We start from the raw sequence: 17,842 nt of genomic DNA, 5'->3' as shown, positions 1-17,842 counted from the left end.
GCGTGCACAAGCAGAAGGGCCGGCGGCTGATTTCAGCCGTCGGCCCGTTTTCATTGACGGGGCGTCGCGTGCGTCAGAAGAGGTGCGTGACCAGAAAAAACAGCACCAGCAGCCCGATCGGTACGCCGAGCAGCCATGCGATCAGATATTTGCCCATGTCGTTGTCCTCCGCGTGGCCGCGACGCGGTGCGCGTCGCGGCGGGGTGAGACGACTGGCGCGTTACAGCTCGCGGTCGAATTCCTTCAACTGCTTCTCGGCTTCGTCGCGGGCGATCCCGTAACGCTCCTGGATCTTGCCGGCCAGATAATCGCGATTGCCTTCCGCGACCTGGAGGTCGTCGTCGGTCAGCTTGCCCCACTTGGCCTTCAGCTTGCCGGTGAGCTGCTTCCACTGGCCCTTGATCTTGTCTTCGTTCATGGTGTGCTCCTTTCGAAAGGGGAGAAAAGTGCGGCGCTCGGCCGCGGGGTAGCTCAGGCCTTCGCCTTCAGGCCGGATGCGTCGACGTGCTTCACGCCCTTGATCGCGCGCGTCACGGCGATGGCCTTCTTCACGGCGACCTTCGTCGGCAGCACGCCCGTGAGCGTGACGACGCCGTCGACCGTCTTCACGCTGATGTCGGTGCTCTTCACGCCGTCGGTGGTTGCGAGCTCACCTTTCACCTTGGTCGTGATCCACGTGTCGGTGACCGGCTGATTCGATTCGCTCGCCATGCCGCTGTCGGTCGACGAGGCCTGGGCGTGCGCGTTCGTGAGCGGGGCGGCGGACAGCAGGAAGGCCGCGCTGACGGCGAGCAGGGTCGAAAGGTGCGAGGTCTTGTTCATTGATGTTCTCCTTCGATTGGCGGGTTGAATCAATCAGTCGGTGAGCACGGCGCGTTCCCGTGCGTTCGTGTGCCTCAGCGGGCGATCGGCGTGTCGTAGCCGGGCTCGCGCGGCGGCATGTCCGGGCGCGGCACGTCGGGCGGCAGCGGTACCGGCGGGTCGGTGCCGGGCGCCGGCTCGGGCGGATTGTCCGGGGCCGGTTCGGGCCGCGTCGGATCGGGTGTCTGATGCAATTTCATCCGGGTGTCCTCCCTCTGCGGTATGAAAGGGCAGCGCATGAGCGCCGATGCAGTACCAGCGTACCGACGCGAACGCGAGCGGACATCGCGCAAATTCACCGGATCGGTTAGTGCGTTTGCACCGGGGGACGGAACAGACCGGCGGGACGGGTACGTGCACCACGACCCGGGCAACGCGGCGCGACAGGCGCGCCGGCCGCACCGCACCATTTGGCGGGGCACCGCACGATCACGGGCGGCATGCGAATGTACTATTCGAGATAGTGCATTCGCGCGTGTCGCGCCGTTGCGCGGCACGCGATCATCGCCGCACGCGCCGGCCGGGGCATGCCGTTGCAACGGGCGCCTGGCCGGCGCTCGGGTTGACCGCTCATGTTGACGACAGGGACAACGATTCGATGAACGAACAAGTAGACGAACAGGCGCTCAAGTCGCATACCGACCGGCGCCAGCTGCACCAGATCATCGCGGGACTCACCGAGGGCGTGATCCTGATCGAGCCGGACCAGCGGATCGTCTGGGCGAACGAGGCCGCGCTCGCGATGCATGGCGTGACCGAGCTGAAGGCGCTCGGCGCGGACGTCACCGAATACCGCGAGCGATTTCGGCTGCGCTACCGGAACAACCATCCGGTGCGCGACGGCCACTATCCGATGGATCGCGTGATCGCCGGAGAGGAGTTCAGCGACGTGACGGTCGAAGTCGAATCGGCCGCCGACGCGTCGGTGAGCTGGGTGCACCGCATCCGCAGCCTGGTGCTGACGAACGCGGCCGGCGAACCCGACTGCCTCGCGCTCGTGCTGCACGACGCGACCGAATGGGCGAGCGCCGAGGAGCGCTTCGAGCGCACCTTCAACGCGAACCCGGCGCCGGCCGTGATCTGCCGGCTCGACGACTTGCGCTACGTGAAGGTCAACCAGGGCTTTCTCGACATGACGGGCCACGCGCGCGACGACGTGCTCGGCCGCTCGGTGTACGAGGTCGACGTGCTCGAACAGGCCGAACGGCGCGAGCTCGCGATCGAGCGGCTCGGCGAAGGCGCGACGATTCCGCAGATGGAGGCTGTGCTCAAGCTTGCCGACGGCAGTACCAAGGCGGTGGTCGTCGCCGGGCAGCCGATCGACATGAACGGCGAGGCGTGCATGCTGTTCACGTTCATGGATCTCGAGCCGCGCAAGCAGGCCGAGCGCGCGCTGATGCAAAGCGAGGAACGCTTCGCGACGGCCTTCCGGATGGCGCCGGTCGCGATGGCGATCGTCACGGCGGACCGTTTCGAGCTGCTCGACGTGAACGATGGGTTTGCCGCGATGACGGGCCATGCGCAGGCCGACCTCCTTGGTAAATCCGCGGACGAGATCGGGCTGTGGGCCGAACGCGGTGCGTGGTCGCGCATCGAAGGCCGGCTCGCCGACGACGGCCACGTGCGCAACGTGGACGTGCAGATCCGCACGCGCGACGGCGACGTGCGCGATTGCGTCGTGTCGGCCGACCCCGTCGCGATTCACGGACGCGACTGCCTGCTCGTCGCGCTGCTCGACATCAGCGACCGCAAGCGCACGGAGATGGAGCTCGTCTACGCGATCGAGACCGCGATGCAGGATGCGTCGTGGTTCAGCCGTACGCTGATCGAGAAGCTCGCGAACGTGCGGCGCGCGAATGCGCCGGATGCGGGCGCGCAGCTGTCCGACCTGACCGCGCGCGAGCGCGACGTGTTCGACCTGCTGTGCCACGGCCTGGCCGACAAGGAGATCGCCGGCCGCCTCGGGCTCGCGCCGAACACCGTGCGCAATCACGTCGCGACGATCTACGCGAAGCTCGACGTGCACAGCCGCGGCGAGGCGATTGTGTGGGCGCGCGAGCGCGGGATCGTCGGCACGGCCGAACCGAACGGCGCGCGCGGCGACAAGGGCGGCGCGAAGGGCAAGGACTGACCGCGGCGGTACGAATGCACCATGCCGATTGGTGCATCCGCATCTGCCGCCCGCGGCGTCCGATTGCGATCCTGTCCACTCGGCGGTGCGGCGCAGGGGCGCGGCGTCGCCGGCTCTCCCCCAAACCATCGCAGGAGATGACCATGGACAGGAATCGCATCGAAGGCAAGCTCAAACAGGTCAAGGGTTCGGTCAAGGAAGCACTCGGCAAGGTGACGGGCGACCGCGAGACCGAAGCGGAAGGCCTGGCCGAACAGCAGGCCGGCAAGCTTCAGGAGAAGGCCGGCGAGGCGGCCGATGCGGTGCGCAAGCATACGGGCACCGATCGCCACTGAACGATGACGCGGCGCCCGCCACGGGCGTCGCGAAGGCCGGCCGGGCCGGCGTCGCAGCGATGATGCGTGGCCGGCATGACCACGGCCGGCCTTTCTCCACGGGCGCGGCCGCCATTTCCTGCACGAGCACTCCATCCACGGCCCCCGTCGTACGGGCCGCGGATCGGCCATGAACCCGGAACTTGATGACAAATCCTCACAACGTAGTTCCGATATTTCGTTTGCTGCACGGGTATTGGCTACCCACAATCCATTCACCTCTTTCGCGATGAAAGGTTCTTCGGAGACGGAACCGCGGTGATCGGCCGGCCGGTCGGACGCATGCAATGCGCCCCGGGCAGTGCAAGCAGTCACCGGCGCGCAGGAGGTTGCCGACGCGCGTCATTCGCGCGTTGCATCCCGACCCTCAGAAGAAGGACTGCCATGACGTTCCGCATTCGTTCGCTTTCCGGCGCTGCACTGACCGCCGCGCTTCTCGCGTTCCAGACGGGCGCGGCCCATGCGCAGGAGACGATCGTCAAGGTCGGCGTGGCGGGCCCGCTGACCGGCGGCGGCGCCGCCTACGGCAAGGACATCGAGAACGGCGTGCGCATGGCGGTCGACGAAGCGAATGCCGCGCGCACGACGGTCGGCGGCAAGCCGGTGAAATTCGTGATCGCGTCGCAGGACGACCAGAGCGATCCGCGCACCGGCGTGCAGGCCGCGCAGCAGCTCGCCGACGCGCAGGTCGCCGTCGTGATCGGCCACTTCAATTCGGGCACGACGCTGCCCGCGTCGAAGATCTACGCGAAGGCCGGCATTCCGATGATCACGCCGTCGGCGACCAATCCCGACATCACGCGCGCCGGGCTCGACACCGTGTATCGCGTGATCGCGACCGACACGCAGAACGCCGGCAACGCCGGTGCGTATGCGGCGAGCGTGACGAAGGCGAAGCGCATCGCGATCATCGACGATCGCACCGCGTTCGGCCAGGGCGAAGCCGACGAATTCGAGAAGTCGGTGAAGGCGAACGGCGGCACGATCGTCGCGCGCGAATTCACGAACGACAAGGCCGTCGACTTCAGCGCGCAGCTCACGAAGATCAAGAGCACCAATGCCGATCTCGTGTTCTTCGGCGGCCTCGACGCACAGGCCGCGATGCTCGTGAAGCGCATGCGCCAGCTCGGCATCCGCGCGCAGTTCCTCGCGGGCGGCGGCGTGATGAACGCGAACTTCATCCGGCTGGCCGGCAATGCGGCCGAGGGCGCGTCGGTGTGGGAATACGGGCAGCCGCTGTCGCGTCTCGCGAAGGGCAAGCTGTTCGAAACGAAATTCAAGCAGAAGTACGGCGTCGACATGCTCGCGTATGCGCCGTTCGCGTACGACGCGACGTGGATCGCGATCAATGCGATGCAGAAGGCGAACTCGACCAAGCCGGCCGATTTCAACGGCGCGCTGAAGGGCACGCGCTACGACGGCATCACGGGCACGATCGCGTTCACGAACACGGGCGACCTGAAGAACCCGAGCTCGACGCTGTATGAAGTGAAGAACGCCGCGTGGCAGCCCGTCACGACCAAGTCGGCGGACTGAATGCAACCCGCGTGAGCGGGCTTTCGCGGCGATGCCGGACGTGCTGAAATAGCCGGAGCGATCGCCCACGAAGGCTGCCCGCGCGACGCCGCGCGAGTCGCGGCACGAACCACCCAACGGGCGCGGCCGGCTGGCTGCGCCTTTTACGTGTAACCGGAGTCAGTCGTGAGTTCTCAAGTCGTCATCGTCGGCGGTGGTGTGATCGGCAGCTCGATCGCGTATTTCCTGCGCGCCACCGATCCCACGGTCGCCGTGACCGTCATCGAACGCGATCCTACCTATGCAAGATCGTCGTCGGCGCTGTCGGCCGCGTCGATTCGCCAGCAGTTTTCCACGCCGCTGTCGATCGAGATGTCGCTGTTCGGCATCGAGTTCCTGCGCACGATCGGCGAGCGGCTCGAAGTGGACGGCAATCGGCCGTCGATCGATCTGCACGAAGGCGGCTACCTGTTCCTCGCGACGCCGGCCGGCGACGCGACGCTGCGCGAGAACCATGCGCTGCAGACCAGCCTCGGCGCCGATATCCGGCTGATGGACGGCGACGCGCTGCGCGCGAAGTTTCCGTGGCTGAACGTCGACGATCTCGTGTCGGGTGCGTACGGCGTGAGCGGCGAAGGCTGGTTCGACGGCTACGGGCTCGTGCAGGCGCTGCGCAAGAAGACGCAGGCGCTCGGCGCGCGCTACGTGCCGGCCGACGTGAAGGACGTGGTGCGCGACGGCCGCAAGATTACGCATGTCGTGACGGACGACGGCGAGCGCTACGCGTGCGACACGCTCGTCAACGCGGCCGGCGCATGGACGCGTACGCTGTCGTCGATGATGGGCATCGACATTCCGGTGTTTGCACGGCGTCGCAGCATCTTCAACGTATCGTCGCCAGCGAAGCTTGCCGATTGCCCGCTGCTGATCGATCCGACCGGCGTGTATTTCCGGCCGGAAGGGCGCACGTATATCTGCGGCACGTCGCCGAGCCCCGATCGCGACCCGGACGACCTGCCGCTCGACGAAGTCGACCACGACCTGTTCGACGACGTGATCTGGCCGACGCTCGCGCATCGCGTACCGGAATTCGAGGCGCTGCGCGTCGAGAATTGCTGGTCCGGTTACTACGAGTACAACGTGTTCGATCACAACGCGATCATCGGCTACCACCCGGAACTCGACAACGTCGTGTTCGCGAACGGCTACAGCGGCCACGGGCTGCAGCAGGGGCCCGCGACGGGGCGCGGCGTCAGCGAACTCATTCTGGGCGGGCGTTACGACACGCTCGACCTGTCGTCGCTCGGCTGGGCGCGCGTGCTCGAAAACCGGCCGATCGTCGAAAAGAACGTCGTGTAGCGCGGCGTGACCGCCCGGTATGGGGTGGGCGGGATTCTCCTAGTGTCTCAAACCCGTTGGCCCGACTTTCGTCGGGCCTTTTTTTGTCGTCGGCAGGCTGATCCGTACCCGATGTCGTCGATGTCGGAATGTGGCAACATCGCGGAGGTTTTTACACACTGACTGTCTACTTGAGCAACGGGGGCCCGCTGGAATGAGCGACATCGCCATCGATATACCGTGGCCGGTCATGATGCTGATTTTGGGCATCAGCTATTGGCCGTTGTGGCTGCTTGTCGGTGCCGGGTTGATGTATTTCGGTATGACGCGTCTGCGCGGGATCGGGCGTATTGCCTGTATCGTCGCTGCGGTCTTGTTCATCGCTTATACCGGCTTGGGCTTGTACGTGATCCTTGCCAGGTAGGGGAAACGTCCGTGACGGCGTGCGACAACGATGCGGTCAGCCGGAATTGGCGTTGCGTTGATTCAGGGCGCTCGCCGCACGTTATTCGCCATGCCGGGCGCGAGGAAGTGGCCGAGCCGCATGGAACGAGACTGGCCCGGCTTTGCCGGGCCTTTTCCATTCCGCGCTACCGCACACCATAAATCGCATCGCGCAGATCGAGCGTGTACTGCCCGTTCATCCCTTCGTAGAGCGTGTTCGACAGCGACACGGCGGTGAGCCCGCGTGCGCGGTCGACGAACCACGAATGACCGTAGACGCCGCCCCAGCGCCACGTGCCGACGGATTCCGGCGACGCGGCCGCCTGCGGGTCGTGCAGCACCGAGAAGCCGATTCCGAAGCCCGCGCCGGGCAGGTCCGGCAATTCCAGATCGCCGGTCTGTACGCGGCCCATCTCGTCGACCAGCTCGGCGGGCAGGATCGCGCCGCCGCCCGCGCGCAACGTGTCCAGCACCGTCAGCACGTCGCCGGCGGTGCCGACCATCCCGGCGCCGCCCGACGGGAACGCGTGTGCATCCAGCGCACGCGACGGCGAGTACGTGACGCCGACGAACCCTTCGACGATGGGTACCGTCTCGTTCTCGGCGAGCCGGTGCGGCTGCGGCGTGTCGTTGACGTACGGCGTCGCGAGCCGCGCGGGATCGCGTGCGACGAACGCCGTGTCGTGCACGCCGAGCGGGCGCAGCACGAGCGCATCGATCGCATCGGGGAGCGGCACGCCGCAGACGGCCTCGATCAGCGCGCCGATGACGTCGATCGACAGCGAGTAGTTCCAGCTGGTGCCGGGCGCGAACAGCAGCGGCACGCTCGCGATCCGGCGCAGGTTGTCGGCGAGCGTGATCGATGCGGCATCGAGCCCATCGGAGACGCCCGCACGCGCATACGGGCCGTTCGCGTCGGTTTCGTTGAAGCGATAGTCGAGGCCGGCGGTATGCACGAGCAGCTGGCGCACCGTGATCGTCGGCACGCGGCCGTCGGGCAGCGCCGGACGGAATTCGGGCAGCCAGCGCGTGACGTCGTCGTCGAGCGACAGCTTGCGTTGCGCGACGAGCGCCATCGCGGCCGCCGAGACGATCGGCTTCGTCACCGATGCGAGCCGGAACAGCGTGTCCTCGCGCATCGGCGTACGCGATTCGCGGTCCGCGAAGCCGGCCGCGCGGCGATAGACGAGTTCGCCGTCGCGGGCGACGAGGACGACGGCGCCGACGAGGCGCTGCGTGTCGAGCTGGCGGGACAGGACCGCGTCGATGCGCTCGGCGAGCGCGCGATCGGTTGACGACTGCAGTGACGATGCGGGAGAGGAGGTCATCGAAAATTCCGTCGTGAAGGGCCTGGTCGACATGTTATGTGACGCGCGCCGCACGCGTCGTTAACCCTTACATGGAACGGGGCGATGTGCGCGGCAGGGGCCGGCGTCGACGAATACCGGGCTCCGCAGCAGACAAAATATGCCCCAATCGACCGGCGCCGTTCGTTAGAATCTGCTTTCGTCGAGGAAATGACGCATTTGCATGGGTGCAGAGCAGTATCGAATCGAAGACGCTGCTTGTCCTGATTCCATCGTTCATCTTTCACCGGAGGCGAGCATGCCAGGTTTACTTCCCGATGTTGACCGCGAGGGGCTCCTCGAATATTCGGTGGTGTACACCGATCGCTCCGTCAACCATATGTCGCAGCGCTTCCAGGGCGTCATGCGCGACATCTCCGCCACGCTGAAAAACGTCTACAACGCGAAGTCGGTCGCGATCGTTCCGGGCAGCGGGACGTTCGGCATGGAGGCCGTGGCGCGGCAGTTCGCGACGAACAGGAAGTGCCTCGTCATCCGCAACGGCTGGTTCAGCTTCCGCTGGTCGCAGATTTTCGACATGGGCGGCATTCCGTCCGAGACGACGGTGCTGAAGGCGCGTCCGGTCGAAGCGGGCAGGCAGGCCGCCTATGCGCCGGCGCCGATCGACGAAGTGGTCGCCGCGATCAACGAGCACAAGCCCGATCTCGTGTTCGCGCCGCACGTCGAAACCGCGTCCGGCATGATGCTGCCCGATGCGTACCTGCGCGCGGTGGCCGATGCCGTGCATGCGGTCGGCGGCATGTTCGTGCTGGATTGCATCGCGTCGGGCACCGTGTGGGTCGACATGCAGGCGAGCGGCGTCGATATCCTGATCAGCGCGCCGCAAAAGGGCTGGAGCGCGTCGCCGTGTTGCGCGATGGTCATGTTGAGCCCGCTCGCGCGGGAACGCATCGATTCGACGACGAGCACCAGCTTCGCGTGCGATCTGCGCAAGTGGCTGCAGATCATGGAAGCGTACGAGGGCGGCGGGTTCGCGTACCACGCGACGATGCCCACGGACAGCCTCACGACGCTGCGCGACGTGATGAAGGAAACCGAGGCATATGGCTTCGACAAGGTGAAGGCGGAACAGCTCGAACTCGGCGAGCGCGTTCGTGCCGTGCTGACGGAGAAGGGATTCAGAAGCGTGGCCGCGAAAGGGTTCGAGGCGCCGGGTGTCGTGGTCAGCTACACGGACGACGACGGTATTCGCACCGGGCAGAAATTCGCCGATGTCGGTTTGCAGATCGCGGCGGGCGTGCCGTTGCAATGCGACGAGCCGGCGGACTTCAAGACGTTCCGGCTCGGGTTGTTCGGTCTCGACAAGCTGCATGACATCGATGGGGCGGTGAAGCGGTTTGCCGATGCGTTGAACCGGATTGTTTGACGCGGTTTTTTGCCATGGCGTGTTGCGGTGGCTGCCGCTCATTGGTTGAGCGGCGGCTTTCGAGTCGTTGAAAACGCAACCATTCAGGATCGTGTCATGACCGATTGTGCGCTGACGTTCGCCAGTCAGGCCGAATGGGAAAACTGGTTGGGGCAAAACGGCGGCACGTCGACCGGAGCATGGCTGCGGCTCGCGAAAAAAGGCGCGGAGCAGCGAACCGTCACCTACGAACAGGCGGTTGAGAGCGCCCTCTGCCACGGCTGGATCGATGGCCAAAAGAAGGCCGAGAGCGAGCAGTATTGGTTGCAGCGCTTTAGCCCGCGTTCCGCGAAAAGCATCTGGTCAAAAATCAACAAGGACAAGGCCGAAGCGTTGATCGCCGCAGGCAGGATGCAGCCGTCTGGCCTGTCCGAGATCGACAGGGCCAGGAAGGACGGCCGCTGGGAGGCGGCCTATACGTCGGCCAGCAACTCGACCGTGCCGGACGACTTGCAGGCGGCGCTGGACGCCAATCCGAAAGCCGCGAAGTTTTTTGCAACGCTGAACAGCCGTAATCGCTATGCGATCCTGTTCCGGATACAGAGCGCCAAGAAGCCGGAAACGCGGGCGCGCAAAATCGCGGAATTCATCGACATGCTGAAGCGGGGCGAGACTTTTCATCCGTAGAGAGCGGGCTTCTGACGGCGTGGAGCGCCCGATTGATCATCACCCGTTCGCGAACGTTCGACGTCGCCCGAAGCCGCGTCGCCGCTGCACGGCTACGCGGGCAAAAGGCCTGCCTTACGATAACTGTCGATCAGCGCGTCGTAGAGCGAGAGATCGGCACGGCTGCGCGCGATGAGCTGAGCGCCGGCGATGGCGGCGAAGATGGCCCGCGCCCGCTGTTTGCTCTCCCGAGCGCCGACCACTGCCGCCGCGGACAGCACCTTGCTCAACCACGCCACGTTCACGTCGGCGAAGGCCAGCACTTCCTTCATCACGACTTCCGGCAGGTCGTCGGTTTCGGCGGCCATGAAGCTGCACAGGCACAGGCGGTTGCCGGTCTCGAGCGCCTTGCGAAAGGTATCCGGATAGCGACGCAGGCAATCCAGCGGATCGCGCGATCGGGCCAGCATGTCGTTCAGCGCCGCCGCTGAATCTTCCCGATAACGCCTCGCTACCGCCGCGCCGAGATCGGCCTTGCTTTCAAAATGGTGGTAGATGCTCGCGGCCTTGATCCCCACCTCGTTGGCGAGATCCCGATAGTTCAAGCCGCCGTAACCGTGCGTCTGCGCGAGCCGCGTGGCGGCTGCCAGAATTCTTTCTCTCGAGTTCGAGCTCGCGTCGTTCGTCACTGCGTCAGTCTCCGCGCACGGGAAATGGTGTTGACACTCCGGATTGTACCTTATATGGTTAACCTAACAAACGTTAGGTAGATTCGCGGGCGACGTGTGTTCATGTCGTCCGATCCAGTGCAAACGACCATGGAGCGCGCCTGCAATGACTTCCCGTACCGCCAATTTCGACGTAGCCCGACTGCCCCTGATGAAGGTCTACGATTTCCCGACCGGGCCCTATCCGACCCGCGTGCGCATCGCGCTGGCCGAAAAGGGGCTGCAATCGCGCGTCGAGTTCGTGATGGTCGATCTTTACAAGGGCGAGCATAAAAAGCCCGAGTTCATCGCCGGCAAGAATTATTCGGGTACGTTGCCGGTGCTGGAGCTCGACGACGGAACCTGTATCGCCGAGTGCACGGCCATTACCGAATACCTCGACGCACTCGATGGCGCGCCCACGCTCACCGGCAGCACGCCTCGCGAAAAGGGCATCATTCACATGATGAGCAAACGCGCCGAGCTGGAGCTGCTCGACGCCGTCAGCGTCTATTTCCATCACGGCACGCCGGGGCTCGGCCCCGACGTCGAGACGTATCAAAACCCGGAGTGGGGGTTCCGCCAGCGCGACAAGGCGCTGAGGGGCATGCGCTACTTCGATGCCGTTCTGCAAAGCCGGCCGTATGTCGCGGGTGCGACGTTCTCGATGGCCGACATCACCGTCATCGGCGGTCTGATCTTTGCGATGCTCGTGAAGCTGCCGGTGCCTGAGGAATGCGAAGCGCTTCGCGCCTGGTACGCGCGCATGCTGCAGCGCGAGAGCGTCAGGAGCCAGCCGGTGTTCGCCGCCTTGACCTGAGCCGCTGTGGATGCGCGGCGACGTGTGTGAGAGCGCATGGGAAAGCCAGTGCATTGCGCGATCGGAGAGCGGCTTCGGTCACCGCTATTCCCGTATCATCTGTCCGGTTCGCCAGGACCGTATCACTGTCCATCCCAAGCTCATTCATCCGGGGGAGCCCCATGTTCGACCACGTCAAATTCGGCGTCAGCGACTACGCCGCCAGCAAGGCGTTTTTCCTCAAGGCGCTTGAACCGCTGGGCGTCGTGATCGTCGGGGAAGGCGAGCCGTCGTACGGGATAGAGATCAGTGCGCCCGGCAAGCCTTCGCTGTGTTTGTTCCAGACCGACGAGAAGCCGGCGCATCTCCACATCGCATTCGTGGCCGACACGCGGCAGCAAGTCGATGCGTTTTACCGCGCGGCGCTGGAGGCTGGTGCGAAAGACAATGGCGCGCCCGGGCTGCGGCCGCATTATCACGCGAACTATTACGCGGCGTTCGTCACCGGTCCGGATGGACACAATATCGAGGTGGTGTGTCATCGGGCGGAGGGGTGATGCGCCGGATCGGTAAAACGCTCGCGGTGATCTCGAGCATGGTGATCGTCGGCATCGCCCACGTTCAAGCAGCCTCCGGCGAAACTGCATTCCCGCGTTTCACGCAATCCGAAGGCAAGCTCGATGCCGACGGGCTTCCGCTGTCGGGCGTGAAGCTCTGCGTGCTGCCCGACCGTGCGCCGTGCTTCGAGATGCCGCCGAAGCTTGTCCCCGGTTCCGCCAAGGAGCTGTACCAGTTCGGTCTGAATCCACGCTCCGAACGGCTGCCGATTGCGTCGGGCGGCTCGTGGGTGTTTTTCTCGGGAATGTTCTCGGGTGGCGGCAGCGGAATGCTGGAGCGCGTGGCTGTCCTGCGTGTCGGCGCGAATGGCAAGATCGAGAACCTGATGCCGATCGTCACCGAAACCGAGATGGCCGATCGTGCGATGTGGAGCGTGCCGCAGGTGTCGCCGTATCCGCTGTTCGTCCGGGCCGACTACGTGTGGGGCAAGGGCGAGGATCATTTCGGCAAGCACGTCTTCGACGTCGACGCATGGACGTTCGATCCCGCCGCCAATCGATACGCGAAGCGCTTTTCCTACCGGACGAGCAAACGCTATGACAGAGGCGAAGGCGCGGATCGCGTGCTGAGTGCCGAGCGTCCGGAAATCCTGCGGCGCCTCGCCGCCGCCCAATAGCGTGTTACCGCTGTGCGTCCCCGTAAGTCTCCTTGCACACCGCGCGTAGCGCGTCGACGAGCAGATCGCGCGCGGGCGACCGCGAATCGGCGGAACGCGTGAACAGCGCGATGGGCGGCAGCGTCCACACCAGCGAATACGGCACGATCGCCACGCCGGCGATCCGCACCAGCTCTTCCGCGATATCGGCCGGCACGATCGACACGGCTTCGTCGCTCGACGCGATCATTTCGCCGATCAGCTTCGACGAATAGCTTTCGACGATCGGCACGGGCGGCGCGATGCCGGCCGACAGGAACAGGTCGGTCACCTGTTCGCGCATCGGCGTGTGCGGCGCGCCGAGAATCCAGTCGAGCGCGTGCAGCTTGTGCCAGTCCAGCGGCGTGCGGGCGAGCTTGGCCGCCAGGCGCCGGCTCGCGATCATGCGCGGCTGCTGCTGGTACAGCACTTCGAACGAAACCTGCCCGAGATCGATCGCCGACGACGCGCGCCCGATCACGATGTCGACACTGTGATCCTTGAGTTGCAGCAGCAGCTGATCGCTGGTGCCTTCGTGAATCGTCACGGTCAGGCGCCGCTCCATGCGCGCTTGCAGCCGCTTCAGCGCGGCCGACAGCATCTGGCCGGAGATGAACGGAATCACGCCGATGTGCAGATGGGCCGCATGCCCGGCGGCGACGGCCTCCATCTCGCGGGCGAGGTGGTCGAGATCCTTGATCATCGCCTTCGCGCGCTCGAGCACGACCGCGCCGAGCGCGGTGGGCCGCATGCCGCGCGACGAGCGCTCGAACAGCGCCGTGCCGAACATGCTTTCCAGTTCGGACAGCGCGTTCGTCACGGCCGGCTGGCTGCTGGCCATGTGTTCGGCGACCCGCGTCAGCGATCCGTGCTGCTGGATCTGCAGCAACAGCACCAGATGCCGGATCTTCAGACGCGCGCCGAGCCGCCTGACCACGTCGTTTGCGTCAAAATTCATTGACTGGTCATGTATTCATCATGAAAAAGTGATGGGCCGATATTAAAACAGAATCATCACGTTATGGCGGATCCCTAGAATCCCCTTCATGGATCGCGCCGGGATTGGCCTGGCGCCCACGCCGGGACCCACAACATGAAACAGACAGAGACACAGCAGCAGGCCGCGTTCGACTACCACGAGTTTCCGACCCCCGGGAAGATCTCGGTCGTCGCGAGCAAGCCGCTGGTGACCCAGCGCGATCTGGCGCTGGCCTATACGCCCGGCGTGGCGAGCGTGTGCGAGTCGATCGCCGCCGATCCGCTGCAGGCGCACCGCTTCACGAGCCGCGGCAACCTGGTCGGCGTGATCACGAACGGCACCGCGGTGCTCGGCCTCGGCAACATCGGCCCGCTCGCGTCGAAGCCGGTGATGGAAGGCAAGGCTGTCCTGTTCAAGAAGTTCGCCGGGATCGACGTGTTCGACATCGAGATCAACGAGACCGATCCGGACAAGCTGGTCGACATCATCGCCGGCCTCGAACCCACGTTCGGCGGCATCAACCTCGAGGACATCAAGGCGCCGGAATGCTTCACCGTCGAGCAGAAGTTGCGCGAGCGCATGAAGATTCCCGTTTTCCACGACGATCAGCACGGCACGGCCATCACCGTTTCCGCCGCGTTCATCAACGGGTTGAAGGTCGTCGGGAAATCCATCAAGGAAGTGAAGGTCGTGACGTCGGGCGCCGGTGCGGCCGCGCTGGCGTGCCTGGACCTGCTGGTCGACCTCGGGCTGCCGGTGGAAAACGTGTGGGTGACCGACATCGAGGGCGTCGTCTATCGCGGCCGCACCACGCTGATGGACCCGGCCAAGTCGCGCTTCGCGCAGGAAACCGACGCGCGCAAGCTCGCCGAAGTGATCGGCGGCGCGGACGTGTTTCTCGGCCTGTCGGTCGGCGGCATCCTCACGGCGGACATGCTGAAGGAAATGGCGGCGCGGCCGCTGATTCTCGCGCTGGCCAACCCGACGCCGGAAATCTTCCCGGAACTGGCGCACGAGACGCGCGATGACGTCGTCATCGCGACGGGCCGCTCGGACTACCCGAACCAGGTCAACAACGTGCTGTGCTTCCCGTATATTTTCCGCGGCGCGCTCGATGTGGGCGCGACGACGATCACGCGCGAGATGGAAATCGCCGCGGTGCACGCGATCGCCGGGCTGGCCGAGGAAGAGCAGAACGAAGTCGTCGCGGCGGCCTACGGTGCCTACGACGTGTCGTTCGGCGCGCAATACCTGATTCCGAAGCCGTTCGACCCGCGCCTGATCGTGCGGATCGCGCCGGCGGTGGCGAAGGCGGCGATGGAAGGCGGTGTGGCGACGCGTCCGCTCGCCAATCTCGATGCGTACGTCGAGCAGTTGCAGCAATTCGTCTACCACTCGGGCGCATTCATGAAGCCGCTGTTCGCGACCGCGCGTCAGCTCGTGCGTGACGGCGGCAAGGCGCGGATCGTGTTCACCGAAGGCGAAGACGAGCGGGTGCTGCGCGCGGTGCAGGTGATCGTCGACGAGAAGCTTGCGCGGCCGATTCTGGTCGGGCGTCCGGAGGTGCTGCTCGCGCGCATCGAGCGATTCGGCCTGCGTCTGCGACTCGGTCAGGATGTCGAAGTGACCAATCCGGAATACGACGAGCGCTTTCCGCAGTACTGGACGAAGTATTGGGAACTGCGCTGCCGCGACGGTATTTCGAAGGAAATGGCGCGCGTGGAAATGCGCCGCCGCCTGACGCTGATCGGCGCGATGATGGTGCAGCTCGGCGACGCGGACGGGATGATCTGCGGGACGGTGGGCGAGTATCACAATCACCTGCGGTTCGTGGATGAAGTGATCGGCAAGAAGCCGGGTGCGTCGACCTACGCGGCGATGAACATCCTGTTGCTCGATCAGCGCACGGTCGCGCTGGTGGATACGCACGTGAACGACAACCCCGATGCGGAGCAGATCGCGGAATTCACGATCGCGGCGGCGCGCCAGATGGAATGGCTGAACCTGACACCGAAGGTCGCGCTGCTGTCGCGGTCGAATTTCGGGTCGGGGAGCGCGGCTTCGGGTGTGAAGATGCGCCGGGCGCTGGAGATCGTGCGGGAGCAGGCGCCGGATATCGAGGCGGATGGCGAGATGCATGGCGACTGTGCGCTCGATGAAGGGCTGCGGGCGAAGTTGCTGCCGATGTCGCCGTTGAAGGGCGCCGCGAATTTGCTGGTTTGTCCGAACGTGGATGCGGGGAATATTGCTTACAACCTGCTCAAGACCGAGGCGGGGAGTAATGTGGCGGTGGGGCCGTTCCTGTTGGGCGTTAATGCGCCGGTGAATATTCTTACTTCCAGTGCGACCGTGCGGCGGATCGTGAATATGGCCGCGCTGACGGTGATCGAGGCGAATCGGGGTGTGGCGGGCTGATTGATTGGTTTTGTGAGGGGCGGCCGAGGCCGCCCTTCGTTTGTCGGGACCGGTCAGAAAGTGAAAATGACCATTAATGACCAAACCGCAAGACCTAGTGCATAGATATCGTTTGCCGAGCCCTTAATGACTATCGACAATCGTGGCTCGAATTCACCGCCGCGGCGCCAGAAGCGCCTTGACGGCCGGCGCTCGACGGCTATCCCGGCCGTCCGCGCCCACCAGCTCACGACGACATGTACGCGTTCACGCCCTCATTCCAAAACCCTGCCGGCTCGCCGATCCGCGAGTTGTTCAAGTACCTGTCCGAACCGGGCATGATTTCCTTCGCGGGCGGCTATCCGGCCAGCGACCTGTTCGACGTCGACGGCCTGAACGCGGCCGCCGAACGCGCGTACGCGCAACCCGTCCGCTGCCTGCAATACGGCCCGACCGACGGCCTCGCCGAACTGAAGCAGCAACTGATCGCGCTGATGGCGCGGCGCGGCGTCGCGTGCACGCCGGCCGAACTGCTCGTCACGACCGGCTCGCAGCAAGGCCTCGACCTGCTGCTGCGCGTGATGGTGTCGCCCGGAGACGTCGTGCTGACCGAACAGCCGGCATATCCGGCCACGCTGCAGGCCATGCGCTTGCAGCAGGCGCGCATCGTGACGATTCCCGTCGATGGCGCGGGCCTCGACGTCGATCGTCTCGGCGAACAACTCGCGTCCGGCGCGATCGCGCAGCCGAAGCTGCTCTACACGGTCCCGACTTTCGCGAACCCGACGGGCGCGACGCTCACGCGCGAACGCCGGCTGAAGCTGCTGCGTCTCGCGGTGCAATACCGTTTCCTGATCGTCGAGGACGATCCGTACGGCGACCTGCGTTTCGCGGGCGAAGCCGTGCCGTCGATGCTCGCGCTGGCCGGTGAAGTGGACGGCGCGCGCGACTGGCTCGTGCATTTCGCGAGCCTGTCGAAGATCGTCGCGCCGGGGCTGCGCGTGGGCTGGACGATCGCGCCGGCCGAGATCACGCGGCGCTGCGTGATCGCGAAGCAGACGGTCGATCTGTGCAGCACGCCGTGGACGCAGGCTACTGCCGCCGAATATCTGGCCGACGGTGCGCTCGAACGCCATCTGCCGCGCATCACGGCCGCGTACCGGCGCAAATGCGACGCGATGTGCGACGCGCTACGCGACGGGTTCGGCGATGCGATCGAATTCCATCGTCCCGAAGGCGGGATGTTCGTGTGGGCGCGGCTTGGCGCGGTGCCGTCGGACGTGCTGCTGCAACAGGCGATCGCCAACAAGATCGTGTTCGTGCCCGGCAAGGCGTTCTTCGCGGACAACGTCGACGCGGCATCGCTGCGCCTGTCGTTCGCCGCGCCGGACGTCGATGCGATCCGGGAAGGCGTCGCGCGCCTCGTGCGCGCGTATGGTGCGGCACTGGCCGCGTGAGGAGACATCAGCGTGAATATCACCGTCAACGAAACGGCATCGATGGGGGCGGCGGCGAGCGCCGCGTATAAGCAGCCGGCGAAGCATCGCTCGTCGCAGATCAGCGCCGGGCCGCAATATGTGGCCGACGTGCTCGGCCGGTTCGGCGCGGAGCCGGCGCCCGATGCAGGCGATGCGGCGCCGGTCGTGCTCGGCTACAACTGACGGGCGCAC

General features: G+C 65.4%; 19 protein-coding genes. 13 read left to right on the top strand and 6 right to left on the bottom strand.

Annotation, left to right across the window (positions count from 1 at the left end):
- Window positions 1–220: 220 nt before the first annotated feature.
- From MMB92_RS02485 to MMB92_RS02475, 3 genes are all read right to left on the bottom strand, one after another.
- Window positions 221–418 (bottom strand): CsbD family protein, encoded by a 198-nt coding sequence (locus MMB92_RS02485; protein ID WP_006479804.1) that lies wholly within the window; start codon window positions 416–418, stop codon window positions 221–223.
- Window positions 419–471: 53 nt separating this feature from the next.
- Complete coding sequence (locus MMB92_RS02480; RefSeq protein WP_006484592.1) at window positions 472–822, bottom strand: BON domain-containing protein; 351 nt, start codon at window positions 820–822, stop codon at window positions 472–474.
- A gap of 74 nt (window positions 823–896) precedes the next feature.
- Window positions 897–1,061 carry a hypothetical protein gene (locus tag MMB92_RS02475; protein ID WP_006484627.1) on the bottom strand — a complete coding sequence of 55 codons (165 nt, stop codon included), beginning with the start codon at window positions 1,059–1,061 and terminating at the stop codon, window positions 897–899.
- A 398-nt stretch (window positions 1,062–1,459) separates the two neighbouring features.
- Between MMB92_RS02475 and MMB92_RS02470 the strand changes: the two genes are divergently transcribed.
- From MMB92_RS02470 to MMB92_RS02450, 5 genes are all read left to right on the top strand, one after another.
- Window positions 1,460–2,992, top strand: a complete 1,533-nt coding sequence (locus MMB92_RS02470) for a helix-turn-helix transcriptional regulator (protein ID WP_048984293.1) — start codon at window positions 1,460–1,462, stop codon at window positions 2,990–2,992.
- Between the two features lie 143 nt (window positions 2,993–3,135).
- Entirely contained in the window at window positions 3,136–3,327 is a 192-nt protein-coding gene (locus MMB92_RS02465; RefSeq protein ID WP_006495758.1) for a CsbD family protein, read from the top strand.
- A gap of 423 nt (window positions 3,328–3,750) precedes the next feature.
- Window positions 3,751–4,902 (top strand): branched-chain amino acid ABC transporter substrate-binding protein, encoded by a 1,152-nt coding sequence (locus tag MMB92_RS02460; RefSeq protein WP_006495757.1) that lies wholly within the window; start codon window positions 3,751–3,753, stop codon window positions 4,900–4,902.
- 165 nt (window positions 4,903–5,067) lie between these two features.
- The gene (locus MMB92_RS02455; protein WP_277562494.1) at window positions 5,068–6,240 is read left to right on the top strand and encodes an FAD-binding oxidoreductase; all 1,173 of its coding nucleotides are present in this window, start codon (window positions 5,068–5,070) and stop codon (window positions 6,238–6,240) included.
- A gap of 193 nt (window positions 6,241–6,433) precedes the next feature.
- Window positions 6,434–6,643 (top strand): hypothetical protein, encoded by a 210-nt coding sequence (locus MMB92_RS02450; protein WP_012493113.1) that lies wholly within the window; start codon window positions 6,434–6,436, stop codon window positions 6,641–6,643.
- A 166-nt stretch (window positions 6,644–6,809) separates the two neighbouring features.
- Here the strand turns inward: MMB92_RS02450 and MMB92_RS02445 are convergent, their stop codons facing one another.
- Window positions 6,810–7,991: a serine hydrolase domain-containing protein gene (locus MMB92_RS02445; protein ID WP_048984302.1), complete on the bottom strand. Its 1,182-nt coding sequence runs from the start codon at window positions 7,989–7,991 to the stop codon at window positions 6,810–6,812.
- A 277-nt stretch (window positions 7,992–8,268) separates the two neighbouring features.
- On the opposite strand from MMB92_RS02445, the gene MMB92_RS02440 reads away from it, so the two are divergent.
- Together MMB92_RS02440 and MMB92_RS02435 are read left to right on the top strand one after the other, a co-directional pair.
- On the top strand, window positions 8,269–9,396 hold the full coding sequence (locus MMB92_RS02440; RefSeq protein ID WP_034202808.1) for an aminotransferase class V-fold PLP-dependent enzyme: 1,128 nt from the start codon (window positions 8,269–8,271) through the stop codon (window positions 9,394–9,396).
- A gap of 96 nt (window positions 9,397–9,492) precedes the next feature.
- The gene (locus tag MMB92_RS02435; RefSeq protein ID WP_059722347.1) at window positions 9,493–10,062 is read left to right on the top strand and encodes a YdeI/OmpD-associated family protein; all 570 of its coding nucleotides are present in this window, start codon (window positions 9,493–9,495) and stop codon (window positions 10,060–10,062) included.
- Between the two features lie 92 nt (window positions 10,063–10,154).
- Here MMB92_RS02435 and MMB92_RS02430 read toward each other — a convergent pair whose 3' ends face one another.
- Complete coding sequence (locus MMB92_RS02430) at window positions 10,155–10,730, bottom strand: TetR/AcrR family transcriptional regulator (RefSeq protein WP_034202807.1); 576 nt, start codon at window positions 10,728–10,730, stop codon at window positions 10,155–10,157.
- Between the two features lie 145 nt (window positions 10,731–10,875).
- Here MMB92_RS02430 and MMB92_RS02425 point away from each other — a divergent pair, with 145 nt between their 5' ends.
- From MMB92_RS02425 to MMB92_RS02415, 3 genes are all read left to right on the top strand, one after another.
- The gene (locus tag MMB92_RS02425) at window positions 10,876–11,568 is read left to right on the top strand and encodes a glutathione S-transferase (RefSeq protein WP_043205045.1); all 693 of its coding nucleotides are present in this window, start codon (window positions 10,876–10,878) and stop codon (window positions 11,566–11,568) included.
- 161 nt (window positions 11,569–11,729) lie between these two features.
- Window positions 11,730–12,104 (top strand): VOC family protein, encoded by a 375-nt coding sequence (locus MMB92_RS02420; protein ID WP_034202805.1) that lies wholly within the window; start codon window positions 11,730–11,732, stop codon window positions 12,102–12,104.
- On the top strand, window positions 12,104–12,781 hold the full coding sequence (locus tag MMB92_RS02415; protein ID WP_006495748.1) for a hypothetical protein: 678 nt from the start codon (window positions 12,104–12,106) through the stop codon (window positions 12,779–12,781). The genes MMB92_RS02420 and MMB92_RS02415 overlap by 1 nt, the downstream gene beginning before the upstream one ends.
- A gap of 4 nt (window positions 12,782–12,785) precedes the next feature.
- On the opposite strand, the gene MMB92_RS02410 is transcribed toward MMB92_RS02415, so the two are convergent.
- The gene (locus MMB92_RS02410; RefSeq protein WP_006484599.1) at window positions 12,786–13,757 is read right to left on the bottom strand and encodes a LysR substrate-binding domain-containing protein; all 972 of its coding nucleotides are present in this window, start codon (window positions 13,755–13,757) and stop codon (window positions 12,786–12,788) included.
- A 135-nt stretch (window positions 13,758–13,892) separates the two neighbouring features.
- Between MMB92_RS02410 and MMB92_RS02405 the strand changes: the two genes are divergently transcribed.
- From MMB92_RS02405 to MMB92_RS02395, 3 genes are all read left to right on the top strand, one after another.
- Window positions 13,893–16,193, top strand: coding sequence for an NADP-dependent malic enzyme (locus MMB92_RS02405; RefSeq protein WP_006484543.1), 2,301 nt, complete (start codon window positions 13,893–13,895; stop codon window positions 16,191–16,193).
- 236 nt (window positions 16,194–16,429) lie between these two features.
- Window positions 16,430–17,629, top strand: a complete 1,200-nt coding sequence (locus tag MMB92_RS02400) for a PLP-dependent aminotransferase family protein (protein WP_062885268.1) — start codon at window positions 16,430–16,432, stop codon at window positions 17,627–17,629.
- Window positions 17,630–17,641: 12 nt separating this feature from the next.
- Window positions 17,642–17,833, top strand: coding sequence for a hypothetical protein (locus MMB92_RS02395; RefSeq protein WP_027810831.1), 192 nt, complete (start codon window positions 17,642–17,644; stop codon window positions 17,831–17,833).
- Window positions 17,834–17,842 lie beyond the last annotated feature (9 nt).

This window comes from Burkholderia sp. IO2 (assembly GCF_029522185.1).
Classification (GTDB): domain Bacteria; phylum Pseudomonadota; class Gammaproteobacteria; order Burkholderiales; family Burkholderiaceae; genus Burkholderia; species Burkholderia cenocepacia.
The sequence above is the reverse complement of the archived record's forward strand: the minus strand, read 5'-3'. Positions and strand labels throughout refer to the sequence as shown.

Coding starts and splice junctions, on each gene's coding strand:
- MMB92_RS02480 (WP_006484592.1), bottom strand. CDS start 822: ATGAACAAGACCTCGCACCTTTCGACCCTGCTCGCCGTCAGCGCGGCC.
- MMB92_RS02445 (WP_048984302.1), bottom strand. CDS start 7,991: ATGACCTCCTCTCCCGCATCGTCACTGCAGTCGTCAACCGATCGCGCG.
- MMB92_RS02465 (WP_006495758.1), top strand. CDS start 3,136: ATGGACAGGAATCGCATCGAAGGCAAGCTCAAACAGGTCAAGGGTTCG.
- MMB92_RS02460 (WP_006495757.1), top strand. CDS start 3,751: ATGACGTTCCGCATTCGTTCGCTTTCCGGCGCTGCACTGACCGCCGCG.
- MMB92_RS02485 (WP_006479804.1), bottom strand. CDS start 418: ATGAACGAAGACAAGATCAAGGGCCAGTGGAAGCAGCTCACCGGCAAG.
- MMB92_RS02440 (WP_034202808.1), top strand. CDS start 8,269: ATGCCAGGTTTACTTCCCGATGTTGACCGCGAGGGGCTCCTCGAATAT.
- MMB92_RS02470 (WP_048984293.1), top strand. CDS start 1,460: ATGAACGAACAAGTAGACGAACAGGCGCTCAAGTCGCATACCGACCGG.
- MMB92_RS02425 (WP_043205045.1), top strand. CDS start 10,876: ATGACTTCCCGTACCGCCAATTTCGACGTAGCCCGACTGCCCCTGATG.
- MMB92_RS02435 (WP_059722347.1), top strand. CDS start 9,493: ATGACCGATTGTGCGCTGACGTTCGCCAGTCAGGCCGAATGGGAAAAC.
- MMB92_RS02475 (WP_006484627.1), bottom strand. CDS start 1,061: ATGAAATTGCATCAGACACCCGATCCGACGCGGCCCGAACCGGCCCCG.
- MMB92_RS02415 (WP_006495748.1), top strand. CDS start 12,104: ATGCGCCGGATCGGTAAAACGCTCGCGGTGATCTCGAGCATGGTGATC.
- MMB92_RS02450 (WP_012493113.1), top strand. CDS start 6,434: ATGAGCGACATCGCCATCGATATACCGTGGCCGGTCATGATGCTGATT.
- MMB92_RS02420 (WP_034202805.1), top strand. CDS start 11,730: ATGTTCGACCACGTCAAATTCGGCGTCAGCGACTACGCCGCCAGCAAG.
- MMB92_RS02410 (WP_006484599.1), bottom strand. CDS start 13,757: ATGAATTTTGACGCAAACGACGTGGTCAGGCGGCTCGGCGCGCGTCTG.
- MMB92_RS02405 (WP_006484543.1), top strand. CDS start 13,893: ATGAAACAGACAGAGACACAGCAGCAGGCCGCGTTCGACTACCACGAG.
- MMB92_RS02400 (WP_062885268.1), top strand. CDS start 16,430: ATGTACGCGTTCACGCCCTCATTCCAAAACCCTGCCGGCTCGCCGATC.